Origin of the sequence: Pseudomonas sp. UBA7500 (assembly GCF_002478435.1) — a bacterium.
GTDB classification, from domain to species: Bacteria; Pseudomonadota; Gammaproteobacteria; order Pseudomonadales; family Pseudomonadaceae; genus Aquipseudomonas; species Aquipseudomonas palmensis.
Map to the genome: position 1 here is coordinate 221,858 of NZ_DLNW01000027.1, position 23,952 is coordinate 245,809.

The window sequence follows — 23,952 nt, forward strand, 5'->3', positions numbered from 1 at the left end:
TGCAGGCTGTACAGCGCCGATAGGCTGCTGTTTCGCCGCGCCGGGCTCACCTTGTGGGCAAGCACGTCGACCGGGGCGCGGAGCACCGGCCGAGCGAAAGGGGCGAGCAGTATAGGAAGGCCGCTACAGGGCTTTTCACTATATAAACCCCGATATTTGGCGAGAACTCTCGGCAATTACCGCTTATTCGGAGTGGCATTACCCGCGCTTGGTCGTGCGGGTGTCAACCGGGCGGCTAACATAGCACCAAAACGGGGCAACACAACCTTGCACCAAAGGCGCATGTTCGCGCCGTGATTGGCGAACCTGCCGCTGGCAACCCACAAATTTTTCATCAATTGCGACCAGCGTCTAAGCTTCAGGCAAGCGAGACGAACATACGCAGCCGGGCTGAACACTATGGGCGCACAGTGGCAAACGGAACCAGACAAGACGCAGGCTGCCGCAGAACAACCGGATACTCCCGCATTGCCCAAACGTCCCCGCCGGCGCTATGGCTGGTGGCTGTTCGGCCTGCTGGTGCTGGGGGCCCTGGTACTGCTGGGCCTGGCGATCGCCCGTGAAATGCACACCTCGCGCTTGCAGGCGCGCGAGTTCAGCCAGTTCGCCGCCACCCTGAGCTATTCGATGCACAAGGGCCCCAGCGATGCCGTCATCTACCCGGGCGAAGGCCCGTTCGACAAGCGCCTGGGCTACAGCGCGCTGGGCGAGTTTCTGCCGCGGCTGTTCAAGCGCGATTACGTGATCGTCGAGCAGGCGCGTTTTTCGCCGGCGCTGATGAACTATGTGCAGCACGGGTTCTTCGTGCCCTATGCCGAGAAGATCCAGGCCGGCCTGTCGATCACCGACTGCAAGGGCGACGCGCTGTACCAGTTCCATTACCCGCAGCACCTGTACCCGGATTTCGCCTCGATCCCGCCGGTGATCGTGCACAGCCTGCTGTTCATCGAGAACCGCGACCTGCTCGACCCCGCCGATCCGCGCAGCAACCCGGCGGTGGACTGGCCGCGCTTCGCCATGGCCGCCTACAGTCAGGTCGCCAAGCACCTGGCCCTGCCCGGCCAGTCGGCCGGCGGCAGCACGCTGGCCACGCAGCTGGAAAAATACCGCCACTCCCCCGATGGCCTCACGGTGTCGGGCAGCGAGAAACTGCGCCAGATGATTTCGGCCAGCGTGCGCGCCTACCAGGACGGGCCGCAGACCCTGGGCGCACGCCAGCGCATCGTGCGCGACTACCTCAACAGCGTGCCGCTGTCGGCGGTGCCCGGCCACGGCGAAGTGCACGGCATGGCCGAGGGCCTGCGGGTGTGGTACGGCGCCGACTTTGCCGAGGTCAACAAGACCCTGGCCAGTACCGACAGCGACCCGGCCAGCCTGGCCGCACGTGGCCTGGCGCTGCGCCAGGTGCTGTCGCTGATGATTGCCCAGCGCCGCCCGTCGCACTTTCTGTCCAAGGGTCGCAACGAACTGGCCACCCTCACCGACAGCCACGTGCGCCTGCTGGCCGCCAACAACATCATCGACCGCCCGCTGGCCGATGCCGCGCTGGCAAGCAAGGTGGTGTTTCGCGACTGGGTGGCGCAGCCGACCATCGTGCCCATCGTCACCAACAAGGGCATCAGCGTGGCTCGCAGCCGCTTGTCGTCGGCGCTGGGGCGCCCGCTGTACGACCTGGACCGCCTCGACCTGTCGGCCACCAGCACGCTGCAGGCCGACCTGCAGGGGCAGGTCAGCGAGTACCTCAAGAGCCTCGCCGACCCGGCCTTTGCGGCGCAGATGGGGCTGATTGGCGAACGCCTGCTGACCCCCACCAGCACCACCCAGGTGCGCTACAGCTTCACCCTGCTGGAACGCACCGCCGACGGCTCGCGGGTACGGGTACAGACCGACAGCACCGACCAGCCGTTCGACATCAACGAGGGCAGCAAGCTTGAGCTGGGCTCCACCGCCAAGTTGCGGGTGCTGACCCAGTACCTGGAAATCATCGCCGAGCTGCACGACAAGTACGTCGACATGACCCCGGCCCAGTTGAGCAAGGTGGAGGTGGCCGACACCGACTTCATCAGCCGCTGGGCCCTGGATTACCTGGCCCGCAACAAGGACCGCAACATCACCGCGATGCTCGACGCGGCGCTGGAGCGCAAGTATTCGGCCAGCCCCGGCGAAGCCTTTTTCACCGGCGGCGGCATGCATGTGTTCAACAACTTTCGCCGCGAGGACAACGGCCGCATGCCGACCCTCAAGGATGCCCTGCGCGAGTCGATCAACCTGCCCTTCATTCGCCTGATGCGCGACCTGGTGCGCTACAGCACCTATTCGGCACCGGGCAACAGCGGCAAGTTGCTCAAGGACGATGCCGAGCCGCGGCGCCAGGAGTACCTTGCCCGCTTCGCCGACCGCGAGGGCACCGACTTCATGCGCCGGTTCTGGAAGAAGTACCAGCGCAAGACCTCCCAGGAACGCCTGGACACCTTTCTCGACAGCCTGCGGGTCACGCCGATCCGCCTGGCCGCCGTGCACCGTTACCTGTTCCCCGAGGCCGACCAGGCCACCTTCAACGCCTTCGTGCGCGCGCACATGAAGGCCGAGCCAGGGGCGGCCAAGCGGCCACCGCTGAAAAAGGACCAACTGACCGACCAGCGTCTGGAAGGCCTGTATGCCGCCTACGGCCCGGGCACCTACGACCTGCCCGACCAGGGCTACATCGCCCGGGTGCACCCGCTGGACCTGTGGCTGCTGGGCTACCTGCTGAAGAACCCCACCGCAAGCTTTCAGGACGCGGTGCTGGCCAGCCATTTCGAACGCCAGGAAGTCTACAGCTGGCTGTTCAAGAGCCGGCACAAGGGCGCCCGTGACAGCCGTATCCGTACCATGGTCGAGATCGAGGCGTTCCTCGACATTCACCAGCGCTGGAAGCGCGTGGGCTACCCGTTCGATCACCTGGTGCCATCGCTGGCCACCGCCATCGGCAGCTCGGGCGACCGCCCGGCGGCGCTGGCCGAGCTGGTGGGCATCATCCAGAACGACGGCGTGCGCCTGCCGGTGCTGCGTATCGACACCCTGCACTTCGCCGCCGACACGCCCTATGAACTGCGCCTGGCCGGTGACCCGGACCGGGGCCAGCGGGTGCTGTCGGTGGAAGTGGCGCGGGCCCTGCGCGGGGCCATGTCGCAGGTGGTGGACGCCGGTACGGCACGACGGGTGTCGGGGAGCTTCAAGCTGCCCGATGGCACCCTGCTGACCATGGGCGGCAAGACCGGCACCGGGGACAACCGCATCGAGAGCTTCGGTGCTGGCGGGCGGCTGATCGGTTCGCGTTCGTTGAACCGCACCGCGACGTTCGTGTTCTTTCTGGGCGACAACCATTTCGGCACCTTGACGGCGTTCGTGCCGGGGCGCGCGGCCGAGGCATTCAAGTTCACCTCGGCGTTGCCGGTGCAGGTGCTCAAGGGCATGGCGCCGATACTGCTGCCATACCTGCAGCCGGGGGGCAACACGTTGTGCACGCCGCCGCTGGTGGCAACGCAAGACCTTTCGACGCCCTGAAGCCATTTGCTCGCCTGCACCAACCACACGCTTGCGTGCAGGAGCCGGCCTTGCCGGTGAAACAGATCAGCGCTAAATGCGAAAAATAATCATCTCCACGCCTTGCGTTAAGATATATCTTGAGTAATATCTTTAGATACATCGAAACGCAGACAGGAGACAGTCCATGCGTGACCATCACCCACCCCACCGCGACAGCGGCGAGCGCCATGACGGCTTCGAGCGCCGGCACGGCCGTGAACGCGGCGACCGTGGCCCCCGCGTGTTCGCCCCCGGCGATCTCAAGTTGCTGCTGCTGGCCATGCTTTCGGAAAAGCCCGGCCACGGCTACGACCTGATCCGCCAGATCGAGGCCGAGTTCGACGGCGGCTACAGCCCCAGCCCCGGCGTGATCTACCCGACCCTGACCTTTCTCGAAGAGAGCGAGCTGATCAGCGGCGAAGTCCACGGCAGCAAGAAGCTCTACAGCGTCACCGACGCCGGGCGCCAGTCGCTGGTCGACCAGGCCATCGCCCTGGACGGCGTGCGCACGCGCATCGAGGTGAGCAAGCGCTCGATGCGCGTGCACGACCGTCCGCCGGAAATCCACGAAGCCGTACACAACCTGCGCCATGCCCTGCAGATCCATGCCGGGCGCTGGAACCCCGCAGAGATCGAGCGGGTACGCACCCTGCTCAACGACACCGCAAAAGCCATCGTTGCCGGCCCGGCAACCCCCACCCAGGAGACTTCCGAATGACGGACAGCCCCAACCTTTCGATCCATCGCGTCAACCACGAGATCAAGCGCCGCCGCCTCGAGGTACTGCGCGTGACCGAGCTGACCCCGCGCATGCGCCGCATCACCCTCGGCGGCGCCGAGCTGCAGGGCTTTCTCAGCGTCGGCAGCGACGACCACGTCAAACTCATGTTCGCCTGCTCCCCCGCAGAACAGGTGGCCCTGGACAACCCCGGCGCCACCGACGTGCGACCGACCATGCGCGAGTACACCCCGCGGCGCATCGACCTGGCCGCCGGCGAGCTGGACCTGGACTTCGTGCTGCACGGCGACGGCCCCGCCTCCACCTGGGCGGCCCAGGCCGAACCCGGCCATTACCTGCATATCGCCGGGCCACGCGCCTCGCTGGTGGTGCCGGACATCTTCGACAGCTACCTGCTGGTGGGCGATGAAACCGCCATCCCGGCCATCGGCCGCCGGCTCGAAGAGTTGCCAGCCGGACGCAAGGTGCTGGCGGTGATCGAAATCGAGGACGACCAGGAACGCCAGCCACTGCCCAGCGCGGCGCAGGTCGAGGTGATCTGGGTACGGCGCCACCAGCAGGACGTGCTGCAGGTGTTGCGCGACCTGAGCCTGCCGTCGGGCACGCTGTATGCCTGGGTTGCCCTGGAAAAGGCGCTGACGCGCAAGGCCAAGAGCCTGCTGCTGGAAGAGAAAGGCGTGAACGAGGCGTACCTCAAGGCGGCCGCCTACTGGCGACTGGACCCCAACGACGAGGAATAAGCGTCGACCTTCAGGGTTGCGCCTGGGCCCGTGCCAGGCGCCTGCCCTGCCAGCGGTCGAGGACGATCAGCAGCACGCCGACCAGAATGAAGCCCCCCAGCATGGCCAGCGCATTGAGCAGCACCTGCGCATAGCCCAGGCTCGCCACATCGACGAACGGGTACGGATAGAAACCGATACCGTGACCGCGCGCCAGCACATACCCAAAGTACCCCAGCGGATACACCAGCCAGCCCAGCAGGTGCGTGAAACGCAACTGCCCCTTGGGCACGCACCACCACCAGTACAGCGCATAGGCCGCCGGCATCACGTCGTGCAGCAGCTCATCGGCCAGCCACTGCCAGCCCTGCGGTTGCCACAGGTGACGCAGCAACAGGCTGTAGGCCAGCGCCACGAACACGATGCTCACCGCCACCCCGGAACTCACCCAGGGCGACAGCCACCAGCGCCGCGCCGCCGATTCACGGCCAAAGGCCGCCTGGGTCAGCACCGTGGCCACCAGGGTATTGCTCAACACCGTGAAATAACCGAACAGATTCACCAACCCGCCCAGCAGGCTGGCCTGATCCTGCCAGCGCGCCAGCAGCACCAGATACAGCTGGATGGTCAACGCCGCCCAGCCAAGGCCCGCCAGCAGGCCGATGCCCATGCGACGGTCAGCCACCGGCATCGGCTCAGCGACCGCGTTGCAGCTTCAGGTACAGGCGCTCGACCTTCTCCCGCGCCCAGGGCGTCTTGCGCAGGAAGGTCAGGCTCGACTTGATGCTCGGGTCACTCTTGAAGCAGCGGATATCGATGCGCTGCGCCAGCCCTTCCCATTGGTAGTGCGCCACCAGCGCGGTGAGGATCTGTTCCAGTGTCACGCCATGCAGCGGGTTGTTGTCAGCGGCAGTCATGCCTGTGCTCCAGCCAAACGAAGGTGCGCACCTTAGCCCAGGTGCGGCGGCGCGTCAGCACCTGGTGCGGCCTTTCTCGATCAAGGGCACCTGAGGTGATTCTAGTGACCGCGAAGGCTCTGGACAGCACCTTGGCATTTATTGTTTTACGGTAATGTTATATTGTAACCAAAACGATAACTGCCAAGGACCCCACCATGCGTCACCTGCCGCTCCACCTCTCCCCCCTTGCCGCCGCACTGTGGCTGGCCTCGCTGCCCAGCCACGCGGTTGAACTGCAACCCCAGGTCATCACCGCCAACCCGTTGGGCACCCCGCTGGCAGCCCCCAGCAGCGTGCTCGAAGGCGACACATTGACCCTGCAGCAAAAGGGCAGCCTGGGCGAAACCCTGAACACCCAGCCCGGCGTCGCCTCCACCTGGTTCGGCCCGGGCGCCAGCCGCCCGGTGATCCGCGGCCTGGACGGCGACCGGATCCGTATCCTGCGCAACGGCGTGGGTGCACTGGATGCCTCTTCGCTGTCGTACGACCACGCCGTGCCACTGGACCCGGTGAACGTCGAGCGCGTCGAGATCGTGCGCGGCCCGGCCGCCCTGCTCTACGGTGGCAATGCCATCGGCGGGGTGGTCAACACCTTCGACAACCGCATCCCCGACGCGCCGGTGCAAGGCATTCATGGTGCCGGCGAGCTGCGCTACGGGGGCGCCGACACCACCCGCAGCAGTGCGGGCAAGCTGGAAGCCGGCGATGGCCGCTTCGCCCTGCACCTGGACGCCAACAGCCGCCAGTTCAACGATTTGCGCATCCCCGGCTACGCCCGCAGTTCGAAGGTGCGCGATGCCGACGAACCCGGCGGCAAGCATCGCCTGGAAAACAGCGACGGGCGCCAGGACGGTGGTGCCGTCGGCGGTTCGTACAACTGGGAACACGGTTACGCGGGCCTGTCCTACAGCCGCTACGATGCCAACTACGGTTCGGTGGCCGAGCCCGGCGTGCGTCTGGCCATGGAACAGGACCACTACGCCTTTGCCTCCGAACTGCGCGACCTCGACGGCCCGTTCAGCTCGCTCAAGTTCGACGCCGGCTACACCGACTACAAGCATCAGGAGCTGGAAGGCGGCGAGGTGCATACCACCTTCAAGAACAAGGGCTACGAGGCCCGCGTCGAGGCTCGGCACCAGCCGCTGGGGCCGGTGGAAGGCGTGATCGGCGCCCAGGTCACCCGCAACGAGTTCTCGGCGTTGGGCGAAGAAGCCTTCGTGCCGCAGACCGATACCGACAGCCTGGCGCTGTTCGTGCTCGAACAGTGGAAGGCCACCGACCGCCTCGACCTGAGCCTGGGCGCACGCCTGGAGCACACCCGGGTCGACCCCGACAGCCAGGGCAGCGAACGTTTCGCCCAGGCCGACAGCGCCAGCAGCTTCACCGCCGCCAGCCTGTCCTCGGGTGCGGTGTACCAGTTGACCCCGGTGTGGTCGCTGGCCGCCAGCCTGGGCTACACCGAACGTGCACCGACCTTCTACGAGCTGTATGCCAATGGCGCTCACGTCGCCACCGGCACCTACGAGGTGGGCGACCCGGGGCTTTCGAAGGAGAAGGCGATCTCCAGCGACCTGGCCCTGCGTTTCGACAACGGCACGCACAAGGGCAGCGTGGGCGTGTTCTACAGCCACTTCCGCAACTACATCGGCCTGCTGGCCAGCGGCAACCTGCGCGAAGGGCATGATCACGATCACGGGGATGACGATCACGATCACGATCACGACCATGATCACGAGCATGGCGACGTGCCCGAATACCTCTATCACGGCGTGCGCGCCCGCTTCTACGGCATCGAGGCCCAGGACCGCTGGCAACTGCTGGAAAACGCCTACGGCAGCTTCGCCCTGGAACTGTCTGGCGACTACACCCGCGCCAAGAACCTTGATACCGGCGAAGACCTGCCACGCATTGCCCCGCTGCGCCTGAACAGCGGCCTGACCTGGAACCTTGAACGCTGGCAGGCGCGGGTCGACGTGCAGCATGCCAGCAGCCAGCATCGCAAGCCGGCCAATGAAACCAGCACCGACGGCTACACCACCCTGGGGGCCAGCGTGGGCTATCGCTTCGAGATCGGCCAGAGTGAATGGCTGGCCTTCGTGCGCGGCGAAAACCTCACCGACCAGACCGTACGCTATGCCAGTTCGATCCTGCGCGACATCGCCCCAGCGCCGGGTCGCAGCGTACAGGTAGGCCTGCGAACCACCTTCTGAACCCACACCGTTGCCGGATTGTTACCCATCCGGCAACGGTCACTCTTGCTGATCCGGCTTTTTTTCCGGCACGTTCGCCTATATCCTCCCCGCCTCAAGCTGAACCGCTTCACCTATTCCTGATACTGCCTTGCCCTCGACGATGCCTGCATCTCGGGCAATTTGCCGTTCTTCCAACAATCAAAAGACAGCGCTATCTCATGCATCAGTTCCATCATCTGCCCCCCGCCGCCGCGACCTTGCTGGCAGGCCTGGCCGCCAGCACGCTGGCCTGCAGCCTGCAGGCCGCCCCCCTCTTCGACGGCAACTCGCCCTGGATGCTCGGCGACTGGGGCGGCACACGCTCGGCGCTGGCCGAGCGCGGCTACGACTTCACTCTGGGCTACACCGGGGAGATGGGCAGCAACCTGCACGGTGGCCACGACCACAGCAACACCGCCCGCTACAGCGACCAGTTCAGCCTGGGCAGCCACCTGGACCTGCAGAAGATCCTCGGCTGGCAGGGCGCCGAATTCCAGTTGACCGTGACCGAGCGCCACGGCAACAACATCAGCAACGATCGCATCAACGATCCGCGGGTGGGCGGCTTCACCTCGGCCCAGGAAGTCTGGGGCCGTGGCCAGACCTGGCGGCTGACCCAGATGTGGTTCAAGCAGACGTACCTGGACGGCGACCTCGACGTGAAGGTCGGGCGCTTCGGCCAGGGCGAGGACTTCAACAGCTTCCCCTGCGACTTCCAGAACCTGGCCTTCTGCGGCTCGCAGGTGGGCAACTGGGCCGGCAGCATCTGGTACAACTGGCCGGTGAGCCAGTGGGCCCTGCGCGTCAAGTACCACCTTACGCCGGAACTCTACGCCCAGGTCGGTGCCTACGAACAGAACCCCTCCAACCTCGAGCGCCAGAACGGCTTCAAGCTCAGCGGCAGCGGCACCCAGGGCGCGGTACTGCCGGTGGAACTGGTGTGGACGCCGGCCATCGACGGCCTCAAAGGGGAATATCGCGCCGGTTACTACTACAGTAGTGCCAAGGCACAAGATGTTTACAAGGACGGCAACGGCCAACCGGCAGCCCTCAGTGGCCAGGACTATCGCAGCAGCTCGAGCAAGCACGGGTTCTGGCTGGGGGCACAGCAGCAGGTGACGTCGTTGGCCAGCGATCACTCACGTGGCCTGAGCGTTTTTGCCAATGCCACGCTGCACGACAAGAAGACCAATGCCATCGACAACTATGTTCAGGCAGGTGTGGTTTACAAAGGGCTGTTCGATGCCCGCGCCAAGGACGACATCGGCTTCGCCCTCGCTCGCGTGCACGTCAACCCGGCCTATCGCAGGAACGCCGAGGCCCGCAACCGCGCCAATGCCCTCTTCGACTACGACAACCCCGCCTTCCTGCCCGTCCAGGACACCGAGTACAGCGCCGAGCTGTATTACGGCATCCACCTGGCCCAGTGGCTGACCGTGCGCCCGAACCTGCAGTACATCCGCCACCCGGGCGGGGTCGGGCACGTGGACGACGCGCTGATCGGCGGCCTCAAGATCCAGAGCAGCTTCTGAACGGGCCCTGCGGCTCGAACCTTTTCACCTTGATGGAGAACACACGATGAGCACTGATGGTGCCTTGAGTAGAACCCGCTGGCTGCCGAGACTGCTCGGCGTGCTGCTGTTGCTGATGGGGCTGGCGCTGCTGGCCGGCGGTATCAAGCTGAGCCAGCTCGGCGGCTCGCTGTATTACCTGATCGCCGGTATCGGCTTTGCCCTGTCGGGCGTGCTGCTGCTGGCACTGCGCCGCACCGCGCTGGGCCTGTACGGCCTGGTGCTGCTGGGTAGCACCCTGTGGGCATTGTGGGAGGTCGGCCTGGACTGGTGGCAACTGGTACCGCGCCTGTCGCTGTGGTTCGCCCTGGGCGTGGTGTTGCTGCTGCCGTGGGCACGCCGCCCGCTGCTGGGCCAGCCCGGCAAGCTCAACACCGGGCTGCTGAGCCTGGCGGTGGTGCTGTCGGGCGCCACCGCAGTGGCAAGCCAGTTCACCTTCCCGGGTGAAATCAAGGGCGAGCTGGGCCGCGACAGCACCGAGCTGAGCAGCACCGCGCCGGCCATGCCCGATGGCGACTGGCAGGCCTACGGGCGCACCGAATTCGGTGACCGCTACTCGCCGCTGCGCCAGATCACCCCGAACAACGTGCACAAGCTCGAAGAGGCCTGGCGCATTCGCACCGGCGACCTGCCGACCAGCGATGACCCGGTCGAGCTGACCAACGAGAACACCCCGCTCAAGGTCAATGGCAAGCTGTATGCCTGCACCGCGCACAGCAAGGTGCTGGCCCTGGACCCGGATACCGGTGCCGAGATCTGGCGCTTCGATCCGCAGATCAAGAGCCCGGTGGGCTTCAAGGGCTTTGCCCACATGACCTGCCGTGGCGTGTCGTACTACGACGAAAACAACTACGTGAACATGGACGGCGCCCCTGCGCCGAAAATCTCCGAAGCCGGCCAGGCCGTGGTGCGCAGCTGCCCGCGTCGCCTGTACCTGCCCACCGCCGATGCGCGCCTGATCGCGATCAACGCCGACACCGGCAAGGTCTGCGAAGGCTTCGGCAACCAGGGCGTGGTCGACCTGACCCAGGGCATCGGCCCGTTCACCGCCGGTGGCTACTACTCCACCTCGCCTGCCGCGATCACTCGCGAGCTGGTGATCATCGGTGGCCACGTCACCGACAACGAGTCCACCAACGAGCCCTCGGGCGTGATCCGTGCCTACGACGTGCATGACGGTCGTCTGGTATGGAACTGGGACAGCGACAACCCGGACGAGACCGCACCGCTGGCACCGGGCAAGACCTACAGCCGCAACTCGGCCAACATGTGGTCGCTGGCCAGCGTCGACGAGAAGCTGGGCATGGTGTACCTGCCACTGGGCAACCAGACCCCTGACCAGTGGGGCGCCGACCGCACCCCAGGTGCCGAGAAGTTCAGTGCCGGCATCGTCGCCCTGGACCTGGCCACCGGCAAGGTACGCTGGAACTACCAGTTCACCCACCACGACCTGTGGGACATGGACGTCGGCAGCCAGCCGACCCTGCTCGACCTGAAGACCGCCGACGGCGTCAAACCTGCGCTGATCGCCCCGACCAAGCAGGGCAGCCTGTACGTGCTCGACCGTCGTGACGGCAGCGCCATCGTGCCGATCCGCGAGATCCCGGCGCCCCAGGGCGCGGTCAAGGGCGACCACACCGCACCGACCCAGGCCCGCTCGGACCTGAACCTGCTGGGCCCGGACCTGACCGAGGCGGCCATGTGGGGCGCCAGCCCGTTCGATCAGATGCTGTGCCGTATCCAGTTCCGCGAACTGCGCTACGAGGGCCAGTACACCCCGCCGTCGGAGCAGGGCAGCCTGATCTACCCGGGCAACGTGGGCGTGTTCAACTGGGGCGGCGTGTCGGTCGACCCCGTGCGTCAGCTGCTGTTCACCAGCCCCAACTACATGGCCTTCGTGTCGAAGATGGTGCCGCGTGCCGAAGTGGCCGAGGGCAGCAAGCGCGAAAGCGAGACCAGCGGCGTGCAGCCCAACACCGGCGCACCTTACGCGGTGATCATGCACCCGTTCATGTCGCCCCTGGGCGTACCGTGCCAGGCCCCGGCCTGGGGCTATGTGGCCGGTATCGACCTGACCACCAACAAGGTGGTGTGGAAGCACAAGAACGGCACCAGCCGCGACAGCTCGCCGATTCCGATCGGCCTGCCGGTGGGTGTACCGAGCATGGGCGGCTCGATGGTGACGGCCGGCGGCCTGGGCTTTTTGAGCGGCACCCTGGACCAGTACCTGCGTGCGTATGACGTGAACACCGGCAAGGAGCTGTGGAAATCGCGCCTGCCGGCTGGCGGCCAGGCCACGCCGATGACCTACACCGGCAAGGATGGCCAGCAGTACGTGCTGGTGATGGCTGGCGGGCACGGTTCGCTGGGCACAAAGATGGGCGATTACGTGATCGCCTACAAACTGGCGCAGTGATCGACCGCTGAACCTGGGCTGCCGTGCAGACCTTCGCCGGCAAGGCCGGCGCCTGCAGGACCATGTGACAGCATGGCCCTGCAGGCGCCGGCCTTGTCGCTGAAGGGGCCGCCCGGCACTGCACATACCTGTCCGCCCATTGAAACCTCCCCCCTCCCGCCCCATCTAAGCACCATAGTCATTCACGCAGGTGCCCCATGAGCGACCAGCAGGATCTCCCCGAACATCCCGACCAAGACGCTGAAGTCGAGCATCTCGACGCCTCCGACCACACCGGTCGCACCCTCGCCATCCCCGGCCAGCAACTGCCGGACAAGGTCTACGTGATCCCGATCCACAACCGCCCGTTCTTCCCCGCGCAGGTACTGCCGGTGATCGTCAACGAAGAACCCTGGGCCGAGACCCTGGACCTGGTGGCCAAGACCCCGCATCACAACCTGGCGCTGTTCTTCATGGACACCCCGCCCGAAGACCATCGCCACTTCGATACCTCGGCCCTGCCGCTGTACGGCACCCTGGTCAAGGTGCACCACGCCAGCCGCGAGAACGGCAAGCTGCAGTTCGTCGCCCAGGGCCTGACCCGCGTGCGGATCCGCACCTGGCTCAAGCACCACCGCCCGCCCTACCTGGTGGAAGTCGAATACCCGCACCAGCCCAGCCAGCCGACCGACGAGGTCAAGGCCTACGGCATGGCCCTGATCAACGCGATCAAGGAGCTGCTGCCGCTCAATCCGCTGTACAGCGAAGAGCTGAAAAACTACCTCAACCGCTTCAGCCCCAACGACCCTTCGCCGCTCACCGACTTTGCCGCCGCCCTGACCTCCGCCACCGGCAACCAGCTGCAGGAAGTGCTCGACTGCGTGCCCATGCTCAAGCGCATGGAAAAGGTGCTGCCGATGCTGCGCAAGGAAGTCGAGGTGGCACGCCTGCAGAACGAGATCTCTGCCGAGGTGAACCGCCAGATCGGCGAGCACCAGCGCGAGTTCTTCCTCAAGGAACAGCTCAAGGTCATCCAGCAGGAGCTGGGCCTGACCAAGGACGACCGCAGCGCCGACCTGGAGCAGTTCCAGCAACGCCTGGCAGGCAAGACCCTGCCCGCTGCGGCGCAAAAGCGCATCGACGAAGAAATGGGCAAGCTGTCGATCCTGGAGACCGGCTCGCCCGAGTACGCCGTCACCCGCAACTACCTGGAATGGGCCACCGCCCTGCCCTGGGGCGTGTACGGCAAGGACAAGCTCGACCTCAGGCATGCACGCAAGGTGCTCGACCAGCACCACGCCGGCCTGGATGACATCAAGGATCGCATCATCGAGTTCCTTGCCGTGGGCGCCTACAAGGGCGAGATCAGCGGTTCGATCGTGCTGCTGGTGGGCCCGCCGGGCGTGGGCAAGACCAGCATCGGCAAGTCCATCGCCGAGTCCCTGGGGCGGCCATTCTACCGCTTCAGCGTCGGCGGCATGCGCGATGAGGCCGAGATCAAGGGCCACCGGCGCACCTACATCGGTGCCCAGCCGGGCAAGCTGGTGCAGGCGCTCAAGGACGTCGAGGTGATGAACCCGGTGATCATGCTCGACGAGATCGACAAGATGGGCCAGAGCTACCAGGGCGACCCGGCCTCGGCCCTGCTCGAAACCCTGGACCCGGAACAGAACGTCGACTTCCTCGACCATTACCTGGACCTGCGCCTGGACCTGTCCAAGGTACTGTTCGTGTGCACCGCCAACACCCTCGATGCCATCCCCGGGCCGCTGCTCGACCGCATGGAGGTGATCCGCCTGTCCGGTTACATCACCGAGGAAAAGGTCGCCATCGCCAAGCGTCACCTGTGGCCCAAGCAACTGGCCAAGGCCGGCGTGGCCAAGACCAGCCTGGGTATCAGCGACAGCGCATTGCGCACGGTTATCGAAGGCTATGCCCGTGAAGCCGGGGTGCGCCAGCTGGAAAAACAACTGGGCAAGCTGGTGCGCAAGGCCGTGGTGCAGTTGATCGACACACCCGATGCAGTGATAAAGATCGGCCCCAAGGACCTCGAAGCTTCACTCGGCATGCCGGTGTTTCGCAGCGAGCAGGTGCTGTCGGGCAAGGGCGTGATCACCGGCCTGGCCTGGACCAGCATGGGCGGCGCCACGCTGCCGATCGAGGCGACCCGCATTCACACCCTCAACCGCGGCTTCAAGCTCACCGGCCAGCTGGGCGAGGTGATGAAGGAATCCGCCGAGATCGCCTACAGCTACGTCAGCGCCAACCTCAAGCAGTACGGTGGTGAGGTGGGCTACTTCAACGAGTCGTTCATTCACCTGCACGTGCCCGAAGGGGCCACGCCCAAGGACGGCCCGAGTGCCGGGGTGACCATGGCCAGCGCCCTGCTGTCCCTGGCACGCGACCAGGCACCGAAGAAAGGCGTGGCCATGACCGGCGAGCTGACCCTGACCGGGCAGGTACTGCCGATTGGCGGGGTACGCGAGAAGGTGATTGCGGCGCGCCGGCAGAAGATCCACGAGCTGATCCTGCCGGAGGCCAACCGCGGCGACTTCGAAGAACTGCCCGGCTACCTGAAGGCCGGCCTGCAGGTGCATTTCGCCAGGCGCTTCAGCGACGTGGCCAAGGTGCTGTTCTGAAACAGCGGTAACAGAAACAGCGCGGGCTGCAGGCAGCCCGCGCGGGCACCCGGCAGCGAAGCGTGAGAATCTTCCCAAGGCAGCACACTTTCCCTATTATCGGCTGCCCGGACCCTCCCCGAGCCAGGAGTCATGATGACCGCATCCCGTGTGTTACTGAGTTCGAGCCTGATACTCCTGGCCAGCTGTGCCAGCCAGCCCACACCTCCACAGCCGCTGCTGGTGGAAAAACAGAGCCAGTGCCCGGTCACGCTCGATGTCGGCCAGGCCATTACCCTGGCGTTGCCCAGCAACCCCAGTACCGGTTATCGCTGGCTGCTGCAGAATCCGGCCAACGGCGTACTTGCGGCGCTGGGCCCCGAGGTCTACAGCAACCCCGAAGACACCGGCCTGGTGGGCAGTGCCGGCCGATCGCTGTGGCGCTTCAAGGCCAGCGCCAGCGGCAGCGGCCACCTGCTGCTGGTGTATCAGCAACCCTGGGCACCGGAGGTCAAGCCGGCGATGAGCTTCGACTGCGACATCCAGGTACGCTGAGGCTGCGCCCCGGAGCATTTACTCGAGGCGTTTCTGAAGACGCCTGGCGCACTCTTCGATGAATGACCACTGCGCCAGGAAGTTCTTGAAGTGAATGACGAATCTGGCCAGTTGCTGACTGTCCTGCATGCTGTGCAACTTGCCGATCGAGGCGTCCAGATAGGTCTCGATGAACTGCCAGACGGTTTGCAGATGTGACACGGCGGTGGTGACATCTTCCAGGCGCAGAATCAGCCCTCTCATCTGCTGAGCCACAACTTCCAGATTCCCAGGCTTGGTTCCGGCTGCCGCCACGCTTTCGAGCTTTTCCCCCAGCGCCGGCCTCAACTCGAATCGGGCTTTATCACGAAACCCTTCGGTTTCCTTGCGCACCTCGTTGACCTGAAACTGGAAGACGCCCGCCGAGTTCTTGATATTGCGAACCCATTTTTCCATTTCCAGAACCAGGGTTCGGTCTTGTGCATTCAACCGCACGGGCGCTTCGAACTGCACGCCGTGCCAGGCCTCCCTGCTTCCCCCCAACGCCTTGGTACGTTCGCAGGCAGCCAGCGCGCGCTCACCTGACACTCGGAACGAATACGCGCAGTTGATCAGTGCGGTGGGCAAATACGTGCTTTTGCGCTTCAAGAACGTCCATGAGTCGGCGTGGACCATGATGTTTCTAAGTACAAACCGTATCGAGCCTCCACTGATCTCAGGGTTGGGGTAGTGGTGGTAGTATCCCAACCACTGGGTAAACTCATCTATCCGGATCGGTATCGTCATCACATAGTCCCGATACGCATCCAGCACAGCAACATGATCGCGGGTGAAGGTCAGATCGAACCGCCCCTCCTCCTCCAGATCTTCAACAAGTTGCAGTGGAATCTGGGTTATCACTGTATCAAGCTCACTTTCAGCGAGCGGACTCATGAGTCTTTCAATGACATCGTTCATTGTTGATCTCCACCCGAGCAAACGAAATCGGGAAGGCGCTGCTTGCTCAGGCAGCCCGCAACGCCTTCCGGCATTCACTCAAAGGCCGGCAACATACTCGGCCTTGATCTTGTTCTTGTAGGCTTTCAACGCCTCGACCAGCTCGCTGACCGCTCTCAACGCCTGCACATCGTCGATGCTGCAGGCGATGAGCCGATCCCACACCGGTTTCAGTTGCACGGCGATGCGCCTGATGCCGGCCAGCCATTGCTCGCGCGACGTGACCAGCTCGGCATAAGCCTCCAGGTGCTGGCACTGGGCCTGGAGGCGCGTCTTGTCCCGTGCCATCGCGGTCAGTTGCAGTTGCAGTTCATCGTGCTGCTTCTGCATCCCTCGGCGCTGCTCCAGCATCGTTGCATAGCGCATGCCTTCCATTGCCGCACCGATGATTTCGCCGATTTTCTTCAGCGCACCTTGCACTGCCTCGACCGACAGTCCGCCCGTGGCGATGACATCCGCCGCCGCCTTGAGCTGCTCGGTGGTCGGCAACAGGCCGCCGAAGGTGGATTCCACCTTGGCCGCCTCAAGTACCTTGATCGCCTCGTCAAGACTGGCCAGGGCCTCGCGCCGCACGGCCAGTTCGTCTTCGCAGGCCTTGCGATTGGCCGCCAGCCTGTCGAGCTCGCCCTGATAGCGAGCCTTGTCGGCACTGGAGTCATAGACCGGGATGGCCGTGATCTGAGCCGTGGCCGTGCGCAACTGCCCCAACTGATCGTTGAGCTTGACGGCAATCTCGCCGATGGCGTCCTGTGCCACCTCCAGATACTGCGCAATGTCCTCGGGATCATCGTTCGGGTCGATGTCCTTTTCGAGGCCGCCCAGGTCATTGCTCTTGATCGCGACGATGATGCGATCGGCATGGCGCATCAGTTGCTGGAGGTTGTCGTCAAGACAGCGTGCATTGCGCTCCACACGCTCGTGCAACAGTGGCAGGAAGGCATAGCGGCTGTCCTGGGCGGCCTTCAGGTAGGCGGCACCGGCACGCAGGACCCTGTCGAACTGCGGATCATCCCAGCCCAGCGGAAATTGAAGAATGTTGCTCATGGGTAGCTCCTTATTGGGCCCACAGCGTGTCGTCGAAGACCCGGCTCATGGTGATGGAGCAGGCTTCGATAAACGCCCACTGCGAGAGAAAGTTTCTGAAATGGATGATGAAAATGCCCAGCTGGCGGCTGTCGTTCATCTTTTCGAGCTTTTCGATGGACGCTTCGATGTAGGTGCCGATGGTCTGCCAGGCCGTCTGCAGGTGCGAGGAGGCGGTCACCACCTCCTGCAGGCGGGTGGCCAGTTCATCCATGTGGGTCGTGAGTACCTGCAGGCGTCCCTCCAGGTTGACCGCCGCCGTCAGGCGCGCCCCCACAGCCTTGCGTTCCTTCTGCACCCGGTTGCGGGTCTTGCGCACCTTTTCGGCCTTGGAGCCGTAGATCGAGCCTGAGATGACCGCCCCCAGCGGGCCGGCCGCCAGCCCGGACAGGGCCGCCTTGACGTACTCGTCGTACTGCTTGTTGAGGTTGTCGATTTCCTTGTCGAGCGCCGCCAGCTCATCGCGCAGGGCCTGGGTGGCACCGCTGGCCTGGTGACGCTCGATGGCGTCGGTCTTGAGGGCGACCTCGTTCATCAGCTCGAAACGCGCGGTGTCGCGAAAGGTTTCGGTGTGGCTGCGCACGCTGCTTACGCGCGCGTAAAAATACTCGACTTCATCCTTGAGCACCTCCATGTAGTCCACCAGCGACGAGACGATCTCCCGGTCGCCGAAGCTCAACGCAACCGGCGCTGCGAACTGCACGGACTCCCACGTATCACGCCGCCCGCCAAGGGCCTTGGTCTTCTCGCATTCCTGCATCACCCCCTCGCCGGTGGTGTTGATGCCACGGGCACACACCCCCAGCTCGGCGGACAGCTTCTTGCACTCGTCGGACAGCGTGCCCCAGGCGCGGGCATGCTTGTGCATGTTGAGAAAGGTCGTGCGCATGGCACTGACCGACAGTACCGGCTCCTTGATGTCGGTGTAGCCAAGCCAGGGCACCAGCGACGCGGTTTCGGTCGGCAGGCCGGTGACATACTTCACATACTGATTGAGCGTGACGATATGTTCGCGGGAAAGCGTCAGCCCTCCCTCGTTTTCGCCATCACGCTGGTTCATGCCTTCGATCAGGTTTCTGGGCAGCAGGGCCGCTTCCTTTTCCAGTTCACCGGTATCGTACGAGCGCGCGCCAGGTTCGAGTTTCATTTCACATTCCTTGTGAGTGAGCCAATAGGGTCAAGCCACTTCACTCTAAGGACCCGCCGGCAAGACAAATAGCCGGCAGGCTTTCCTCGAAGCCGGCATTGGAATGCAGCGGCCTGCCGCGCCGGTCAGTCGGCCATGCATCCTGTTGCAACATTGGCTAAAATGCCGGCCCTTTACCGCCGAACGCCTGGATTGCCCGTGAGCAAAGAGCCCGATCGCCTGTTCGCCACCCCGCTGGCGCAGGTCCCCGATTTCACCTTCAACGAAGATGTCGTGCGGGTTTTCCCCGACATGATCAAGCGCTCGGTGCCCGGCTACCCGACGATCGTCGAGAACATCGGCGTGCTGGCTGCCCAGTTCGCCCAGCCCGATACCCTGCTGTACGACCTGGGCAGCTCGCTCGGTGCAGTGACCCAGGCGATGCGCCGACATGTACGCAGCGAGGGCTGCAAGGTGCTGGCGGTAGACAACTCCCCGGCCATGGTCGAGCGCTGCCGCGAATACCTCAGCCACCAGGACGCGATGCACCAGGAGTTGCTGCCGGTGCAGGTGATCGAGGCCGACATCACCGCGCTGGACCTGCAGCCGGCGTCGGTGGTGGCGCTGAACTTCACCCTGCAGTTCATCGAGCCGCAGGCACGCCTGGCCCTGCTTGGCCGCATTCGCCAGTGCCTGGTGCCTGGCGGCGCACTGATCCTGTCGGAGAAGCTGCGCTTTGCCGACCCGCAGCAACAGGCCCTGCTCACCGATCTGCACGTGGCCTTCAAACGCGCCAACGGCTACAGCGAACTGGAAATTGCCCAGAAGCGCAGTGCCATCGAAAACGTGATGAAACCCGACAGCCTCGAGGAACACCGTCAGCGCCTGCTGGCAGCCGGTTTCTCGCAGGTGGTGCCGTGGTTCCAGTGCCTGAACTTCGCCTCGCTGATTGCCCTGCCATGATCGATCTGACTCCCCTGGTCCGCCGCATGGCGGGTACCCCATTGGCGCACTGGGCCCAAGGCCTGCAAGCGCAACTCGATGCCAAGCTGGAAAAGGGCCATGGCGACCTGGAGCGCTGGCAAAGCGCGCTGGATGCGCTGCCGGCCCTGGAGCCCAGCCAGGTCGACCTGCTGCACGGCCTGCGCCTGGACAGCGACTGCGACGACGCCACCCGCGCACAGGTGCGCACCGCGCTGATGGGCCTGTCGCCCTGGCGCAAGGGCCCGTTCGACCTGTTCGGCGTGCACGTGGACACCGAATGGCGTTCGGACTGGAAGTGGTCACGGGTCGCGCCGCACCTGGACCTGCGCGGCAAACGCGTGCTGGATGTGGGCTGTGGCAACGGCTACTACCAATGGCGCATGCTCGGCGCCGGCGCCGACAGCGTGATCGGCGTAGACCCCAACTGGTTGTTCTTCTGCCAGTTCCAGGCCGTGCAGCGTTACCTGCCGGACCTTCCCGCCTGGCACTTGCCGTTCGCCCTGGAAGACCTGCCGGCCAACCTGGAAGGTTTCGACACGGTGTTCTCGATGGGGGTGTTCTACCACCGCCGCTCGCCGATCGAGCATTTGCTGGCGCTCAAGGACTGCCTGGTCAAGGGAGGCGAACTGGTGTTGGAAACCCTGGTGGTCGAGGGTGACGAGCATCAGGTGCTGGTGCCTGAAGACCGCTATGCGCAGATGCGCAATGTATGGTTCCTGCCCTCGGTGCCGGCACTGGAGCGCTGGTTGCGTCGCGCCGGCTTCAGCGATGTGCGCTGCGTGGATGTGAGCGTGACCAGCGTCGAGGAACAACGCAGCACCGACTGGATGCGCTACCAGTCGCTGAGCGACTTCCTCGACCCTACCGACCCGACCCGAACCGTCGAAGGCCTGCCGGCACCCAGGCGGGCGGTGCTGGTGGCGCGCAAGTAATCAGAAGGGGGCCCCTTCGCCTGCAGGAGCCGGCCTTGCCGGCGCAGAGGCCCTTGCGAACACGGCGTGCGTCAGTCCTTCACCACCTGCTGCTGCACCTGCTCCTTCTTCTGCGCTACCTCCTTCCTGCCCTCCCCATGCACCCGCTCCTGGCTCTTGCGAAACTCGGCCCAGAACGCCTTGGTGCGCTCGGCGCCGCCTTCGGCCATTGCCGCGCTGCTGCCCAGCAGCAACGCGGCGATCAGTGCGTACTTGCTCAGGTTCATCGACCTTCCCTCATGATTGGATTCGAACCGATCATAAGCAGCCCAAGCTAACGCCAAGGTGAGCCGCACATTACAGTGCTGCAAGATTGTGCTCCTCCTCCTTGCGGTGCGCCCAGTGGTACAGCGCCGGCAGCACCAGCAGAGTCAACGCGGTGGACGAGAGGATGCCGCCGATCACCACGGTGGCCAGCGGGCGCTGCACCTCGGCACCGGTGCCAGTGGCCAGGGCCATCGGAATGAACCCCAGCGACGCCACCAACGCGGTCATCAGCACCGGCCGCAGACGCGTCAGCGCACCTTCGTCGATGGCCACGCGCAGCGGCCGGCCCTGCTCGCGCAGGCTGCGGATGAAGGCGATCATCACCAGCCCGTTGAGCACCGCCACCCCCGACAGGGCGATGAAGCCCACCCCCGCCGAAATCGACAATGGAATGTCGCGCAGCCACAGCGCCACCACCCCGCCGGTCAGCGCGAACGGGATGCCGGTGAACACCAGCAGGCCGTCCCTGACGCTGTTGAACATCATGAACAGCAACCCGAACACCAGCAGCAATGCCACCGGCACCACCACCTGCAGGCGCTTGGCCGCCGATTGCAGCTGCTCGAACTGACCGCCCCAACGCGTCCAGTAGCCAGGCGGCACCTCCACCTGCGTATCGATGCGCTCGCCGGCCTCGGCCACGAACGAACCGATGTCGCGGCCACGCACGTTGGCGCTGACCACCACCAGGCGCTTGCCGTCTTCGCGGCTCACCTGGTTGGGCCCCTGCACCAGCGCCAGGCTGGCCACCTCGGCCAGGCTGATGAAGCCGATACCGCCGTCGCTGCCCGCACTGGCCGGTACCGGAATCAGCAGCTGCGACAAGCCTTCGATGTCGGTACGCACGTCGTCCGAGAGGCGCACCACCATGTCGAAACGCCGGTCGCCCTCGTACAGCGTGCCGGCCTGGCGGCCGCCCACGGCCACGGCGATGGTGTCCTGCACATCGCCGACGTTGAGCCCGTAGCGTGCAGCCTTGTCGCGGTCGACCTCGATGGTCAGCACCGGCAGGCCCGAGGTCTGCTCGACCTTGACCTCCGATGCCCCCGGCACCGCCTGCAAGGTTGCGGCAATCTGTGCTGCCGTGCGGTTGAGCACCGTCATGTCGTCGCCGAAGACCTTGACCGCCACATCGCTGCGCACCCCGGAAATCAGCTCGTTGAAGCGCAGTTGAATCGGCTGCGACAGCTCGTAGTTGCTACCCGGCACCCGCGCCGCCGCGCGCTGGATATCGGCGATCAGTTGCTCGCGCGACTTGCCGGGGTCGGGCCACTGCGCCTGCGGCTTGAGCATCACGTAACTGTCAGAGATGTTCGGCGGCATCGGGTCGGCGGCGATCTCGGCGGTGCCGGTGCGCGCAAATACGCGCTGCACCTCCGGCACCTGGCTGACCACACTCTCCTCCAGGCGCTGCTGCAATTGCACCGACTGGCTCAGGCTGGTGCCCGGCACCCGCAGCGCCTGCAGGGCGAAATCGCCTTCGCTGAGGCTGGGCACGAACTCGCTGCCCATGCGCCCGGCCAGCACCGCGCACAGCAGCACCGACGCCCCGGCCAGGGTAAACGCCAGCCCACGGTGCCCCATCACCCAGCGCAATAGCGGCGCATAGCCGGCCTTGGCGCTGCGCATCAGCAGGTTTTCCTCTTCCTTGACCTTGCCGGTGACGAACAGCGCGATGGCCGCCGGCACGAAGGTCACCGAGAGCAGCATCGCTCCCAGCAGGGCGATCACCACGGTGAAGGCCATGGGGTGGAACATCTTGCCCTCCACCCCGCTCAGGGCAAAGATCGGCAGGTACACCACCATGATGATCAACTGGCCGAAGATCAGCGGGCGGCGCGCCTCGCGGGCGGCATTGAACACTTCGTGCAGGCGCTCGGAGCGGGTCAGCAGGCGGCCATGGTGCTGCTGGGCGTGGGCCAGGCGGCGGATCGCGTTCTCCACGATCACCACCGCGCCATCGACGATGATGCCGAAGTCCAACGCACCCAGGCTCATCAGGTTGGCACTGACCTTGTTGCCGAACATGCCGGTGAAGGTGAACAGCATCGACAGCGGAATCACCATGGCGGTGATCAGCGCGGCGCGGATGTTGCCCAGAAACAGGAACAGCACCGCGATCACCAGGATTGCACCTTCCACCAGGTTCTTCTTCACCGTGGCGATGGCCTTGTCGACCAGGTCGGTGCGGTCGTACACCGTGACCGCGCTGACACCCGCCGGCAGCGTGCGGTTGATCTGCGCCAGCTTGTCGGCCACTGCCCGCGACACGGTGCGGCTGTTCTCGCCGACCAGCATGAACACGGTGCCCAGCACCACCTCACGGCCATTTTCGGTAGCCGCGCCGCTGCGCAGTTCGCGGCCGATGCCCACCTGGGCGACATCGCGCACGCGAATCGAGGTGCCGTCGACAGTGGCCAGCACGATGTTGGCAATGTCGTCGATACCTGCCAGTTGCCCCGGCGCGCGAATCAGCAGTTGCTCGCCACGGCGCTCGATGTAGCCGGCACCGACGTTGGCGTTGTTGCGCTCCAGGGCCGTCAGCAGGTCGCCCAGGGTCAGCTTGTAGGCGGCCAGGCGCCTGAGGTCGGGGGCAATCTGGTACTCCTTGGCGTAGCCGCCGATGCTGTTGATCTCGGCCACGCCGCGCACGTTGCGCAACTGCGGCTTGATGATCCAGTCCTGGATCTCGCGCAAGTCGGTGGGCGTGTACTCGCTGCCGTCGGCCTTGCGCGCATCCGGCGCGGCTTCCACGGTCCACAGGAATATCTCGCCCAGGCCGGTGGAGATCGGCCCCATGGACGCCTCGACGCCGTCGGGCAACTGCCCGCGCGCCTGTTGCAGGCGCTCGTTGACCAGTTGCCGGGCGAAGAACAGGTCGGTGCCCTCGTCGAAGATCACCGTCACCTGCGACAGCCCCGAGCGCGACAGCGAACGGGTCTGCTCCAGGCCCGGCAGGCCGGCCATGGCAGTCTCGATGGCGAAAGTGATCCGCTGCTCGGTTTCCAGCGGTGAAAAGCCCGCTGCCGAGGTGTTGATCTGCACCTGCACGTTGGTGATGTCGGGCACCGCATCGATCGGCAGCTTCTGGTAGCTGGCCAGCCCCAGCCCGGCCATCAGCAGCACCGCGAGCATCACGATCAGGCGCTGCTCGATGGCAAATTGAATGATCCGTTCGAACATGAGGAGTAC

17 protein-coding genes are annotated in these 23,952 nt (G+C 65.0%); 10 read left to right on the forward strand and 7 right to left on the reverse strand.

The annotated features are described in order from the left end of the window. Positions 1–399: 399 nt before the first annotated feature. The 3 genes from B4I46_RS12880 (at position 400) to B4I46_RS12890 (ending at position 5,046) form a co-directional block, all read left to right on the forward strand. A complete protein-coding gene (locus B4I46_RS12880; RefSeq protein WP_043862001.1) occupies positions 400–3,546 on the forward strand; it encodes a transglycosylase domain-containing protein in 3,147 nt (1,048 codons plus the stop codon). 166 nt (positions 3,547–3,712) lie between these two features. Next, a complete protein-coding gene (locus B4I46_RS12885; protein WP_054914759.1) occupies positions 3,713–4,285 on the forward strand; it encodes a PadR family transcriptional regulator in 573 nt (190 codons plus the stop codon). Then, the gene (locus tag B4I46_RS12890; RefSeq protein WP_286900525.1) at positions 4,282–5,046 is read left to right on the forward strand and encodes a siderophore-interacting protein; all 765 of its coding nucleotides are present in this window, start codon (positions 4,282–4,284) and stop codon (positions 5,044–5,046) included. The genes B4I46_RS12885 and B4I46_RS12890 overlap by 4 nt, the downstream gene beginning before the upstream one ends. A gap of 10 nt (positions 5,047–5,056) precedes the next feature. Here B4I46_RS12890 and B4I46_RS12895 read toward each other — a convergent pair whose 3' ends face one another. Both B4I46_RS12895 and B4I46_RS12900 read right to left on the reverse strand, forming a co-directional pair. Then, a complete protein-coding gene (locus B4I46_RS12895; RefSeq protein ID WP_376787183.1) occupies positions 5,057–5,695 on the reverse strand; it encodes a Pr6Pr family membrane protein in 639 nt (212 codons plus the stop codon). A 25-nt stretch (positions 5,696–5,720) separates the two neighbouring features. Continuing rightward, positions 5,721–5,942 (reverse strand): VF530 family DNA-binding protein, encoded by a 222-nt coding sequence (locus B4I46_RS12900; protein ID WP_043862005.1) that lies wholly within the window; start codon positions 5,940–5,942, stop codon positions 5,721–5,723. 197 nt (positions 5,943–6,139) lie between these two features. Between B4I46_RS12900 and B4I46_RS12905 the strand changes: the two genes are divergently transcribed. The 5 genes from B4I46_RS12905 to B4I46_RS12925 all read left to right on the forward strand — a co-directional run bounded on the left by B4I46_RS12905 (position 6,140) and on the right by B4I46_RS12925 (position 15,354). Beyond that, positions 6,140–8,194 carry a TonB-dependent receptor gene (locus B4I46_RS12905; RefSeq protein WP_286900528.1) on the forward strand — a complete coding sequence of 685 codons (2,055 nt, stop codon included), beginning with the start codon at positions 6,140–6,142 and terminating at the stop codon, positions 8,192–8,194. Between the two features lie 200 nt (positions 8,195–8,394). Next, positions 8,395–9,747, forward strand: a complete 1,353-nt coding sequence (locus tag B4I46_RS12910; RefSeq protein WP_210014230.1) for a carbohydrate porin — start codon at positions 8,395–8,397, stop codon at positions 9,745–9,747. 46 nt (positions 9,748–9,793) lie between these two features. Continuing rightward, positions 9,794–12,202, forward strand: coding sequence for a glucose/quinate/shikimate family membrane-bound PQQ-dependent dehydrogenase (locus tag B4I46_RS12915; RefSeq protein ID WP_043862008.1), 2,409 nt, complete (start codon positions 9,794–9,796; stop codon positions 12,200–12,202). A 197-nt stretch (positions 12,203–12,399) separates the two neighbouring features. Continuing rightward, complete coding sequence (gene lon, locus B4I46_RS12920) at positions 12,400–14,820, forward strand: endopeptidase La (RefSeq protein WP_286900529.1); 2,421 nt, start codon at positions 12,400–12,402, stop codon at positions 14,818–14,820. 135 nt (positions 14,821–14,955) lie between these two features. Further along, on the forward strand, positions 14,956–15,354 hold the full coding sequence (locus tag B4I46_RS12925) for a protease inhibitor I42 family protein (RefSeq protein WP_043862010.1): 399 nt from the start codon (positions 14,956–14,958) through the stop codon (positions 15,352–15,354). Between the two features lie 18 nt (positions 15,355–15,372). On the opposite strand, the gene B4I46_RS12930 is transcribed toward B4I46_RS12925, so the two are convergent. From B4I46_RS12930 to B4I46_RS12940, 3 genes are all read right to left on the reverse strand, one after another. Continuing rightward, a complete protein-coding gene (locus B4I46_RS12930; RefSeq protein WP_286900531.1) occupies positions 15,373–16,290 on the reverse strand; it encodes a hypothetical protein in 918 nt (305 codons plus the stop codon). 78 nt (positions 16,291–16,368) lie between these two features. Further along, a complete protein-coding gene (locus B4I46_RS12935; RefSeq protein WP_286900532.1) occupies positions 16,369–17,373 on the reverse strand; it encodes an alpha-xenorhabdolysin family binary toxin subunit B in 1,005 nt (334 codons plus the stop codon). A 10-nt stretch (positions 17,374–17,383) separates the two neighbouring features. Beyond that, positions 17,384–18,559, reverse strand: coding sequence for an alpha-xenorhabdolysin family binary toxin subunit A (locus B4I46_RS12940; protein WP_286900534.1), 1,176 nt, complete (start codon positions 18,557–18,559; stop codon positions 17,384–17,386). A 162-nt stretch (positions 18,560–18,721) separates the two neighbouring features. Here B4I46_RS12940 and cmoA point away from each other — a divergent pair, with 162 nt between their 5' ends. Next, positions 18,722–19,501, forward strand: coding sequence for a carboxy-S-adenosyl-L-methionine synthase CmoA (gene cmoA / locus B4I46_RS12945; RefSeq protein WP_173925038.1), 780 nt, complete (start codon positions 18,722–18,724; stop codon positions 19,499–19,501). Beyond that, complete coding sequence (gene cmoB / locus B4I46_RS12950; RefSeq protein WP_043862015.1) at positions 19,498–20,454, forward strand: tRNA 5-methoxyuridine(34)/uridine 5-oxyacetic acid(34) synthase CmoB; 957 nt, start codon at positions 19,498–19,500, stop codon at positions 20,452–20,454. The genes cmoA and cmoB overlap by 4 nt, the downstream gene beginning before the upstream one ends. Positions 20,455–20,525: 71 nt before the next feature. On the opposite strand, the gene B4I46_RS12955 is transcribed toward cmoB, so the two are convergent. Both B4I46_RS12955 and B4I46_RS12960 read right to left on the reverse strand, forming a co-directional pair. Further along, positions 20,526–20,720, reverse strand: coding sequence for a co-regulatory protein PtrA N-terminal domain-containing protein (locus tag B4I46_RS12955; protein ID WP_058540951.1), 195 nt, complete (start codon positions 20,718–20,720; stop codon positions 20,526–20,528). A gap of 70 nt (positions 20,721–20,790) precedes the next feature. Next, positions 20,791–23,943 carry a CusA/CzcA family heavy metal efflux RND transporter gene (locus tag B4I46_RS12960; RefSeq protein ID WP_286900535.1) on the reverse strand — a complete coding sequence of 1,051 codons (3,153 nt, stop codon included), beginning with the start codon at positions 23,941–23,943 and terminating at the stop codon, positions 20,791–20,793. Positions 23,944–23,952: the final 9 nt, after the last annotated feature.

What these genes read in the sequence shown, in the direction of transcription:
- B4I46_RS12880 (WP_043862001.1), top strand. Translation starts at nt 400, where the DNA reads ATGGGCGCACAGTGGCAAACGGAACCAGACAAGACGCAGGCTGCCGCA.
- B4I46_RS12885 (WP_054914759.1), top strand. Translation starts at nt 3,713, where the DNA reads ATGCGTGACCATCACCCACCCCACCGCGACAGCGGCGAGCGCCATGAC.
- B4I46_RS12890 (WP_286900525.1), top strand. Translation starts at nt 4,282, where the DNA reads ATGACGGACAGCCCCAACCTTTCGATCCATCGCGTCAACCACGAGATC.
- B4I46_RS12895 (WP_376787183.1), bottom strand. Translation starts at nt 5,695, where the DNA reads ATGGGCATCGGCCTGCTGGCGGGCCTTGGCTGGGCGGCGTTGACCATC.
- B4I46_RS12900 (WP_043862005.1), bottom strand. Translation starts at nt 5,942, where the DNA reads ATGACTGCCGCTGACAACAACCCGCTGCATGGCGTGACACTGGAACAG.
- B4I46_RS12905 (WP_286900528.1), top strand. Translation starts at nt 6,140, where the DNA reads ATGCGTCACCTGCCGCTCCACCTCTCCCCCCTTGCCGCCGCACTGTGG.
- B4I46_RS12910 (WP_210014230.1), top strand. Translation starts at nt 8,395, where the DNA reads ATGCATCAGTTCCATCATCTGCCCCCCGCCGCCGCGACCTTGCTGGCA.
- B4I46_RS12915 (WP_043862008.1), top strand. Translation starts at nt 9,794, where the DNA reads ATGAGCACTGATGGTGCCTTGAGTAGAACCCGCTGGCTGCCGAGACTG.
- lon (WP_286900529.1), top strand. Translation starts at nt 12,400, where the DNA reads ATGAGCGACCAGCAGGATCTCCCCGAACATCCCGACCAAGACGCTGAA.
- B4I46_RS12925 (WP_043862010.1), top strand. Translation starts at nt 14,956, where the DNA reads ATGACCGCATCCCGTGTGTTACTGAGTTCGAGCCTGATACTCCTGGCC.
- B4I46_RS12930 (WP_286900531.1), bottom strand. Translation starts at nt 16,290, where the DNA reads ATGAACGATGTCATTGAAAGACTCATGAGTCCGCTCGCTGAAAGTGAG.
- B4I46_RS12935 (WP_286900532.1), bottom strand. Translation starts at nt 17,373, where the DNA reads ATGAGCAACATTCTTCAATTTCCGCTGGGCTGGGATGATCCGCAGTTC.
- B4I46_RS12940 (WP_286900534.1), bottom strand. Translation starts at nt 18,559, where the DNA reads ATGAAACTCGAACCTGGCGCGCGCTCGTACGATACCGGTGAACTGGAA.
- cmoA (WP_173925038.1), top strand. Translation starts at nt 18,722, where the DNA reads ATGCCGGCCCTTTACCGCCGAACGCCTGGATTGCCCGTGAGCAAAGAG.
- cmoB (WP_043862015.1), top strand. Translation starts at nt 19,498, where the DNA reads ATGATCGATCTGACTCCCCTGGTCCGCCGCATGGCGGGTACCCCATTG.
- B4I46_RS12955 (WP_058540951.1), bottom strand. Translation starts at nt 20,720, where the DNA reads ATGAACCTGAGCAAGTACGCACTGATCGCCGCGTTGCTGCTGGGCAGC.
- B4I46_RS12960 (WP_286900535.1), bottom strand. Translation starts at nt 23,943, where the DNA reads ATGTTCGAACGGATCATTCAATTTGCCATCGAGCAGCGCCTGATCGTG.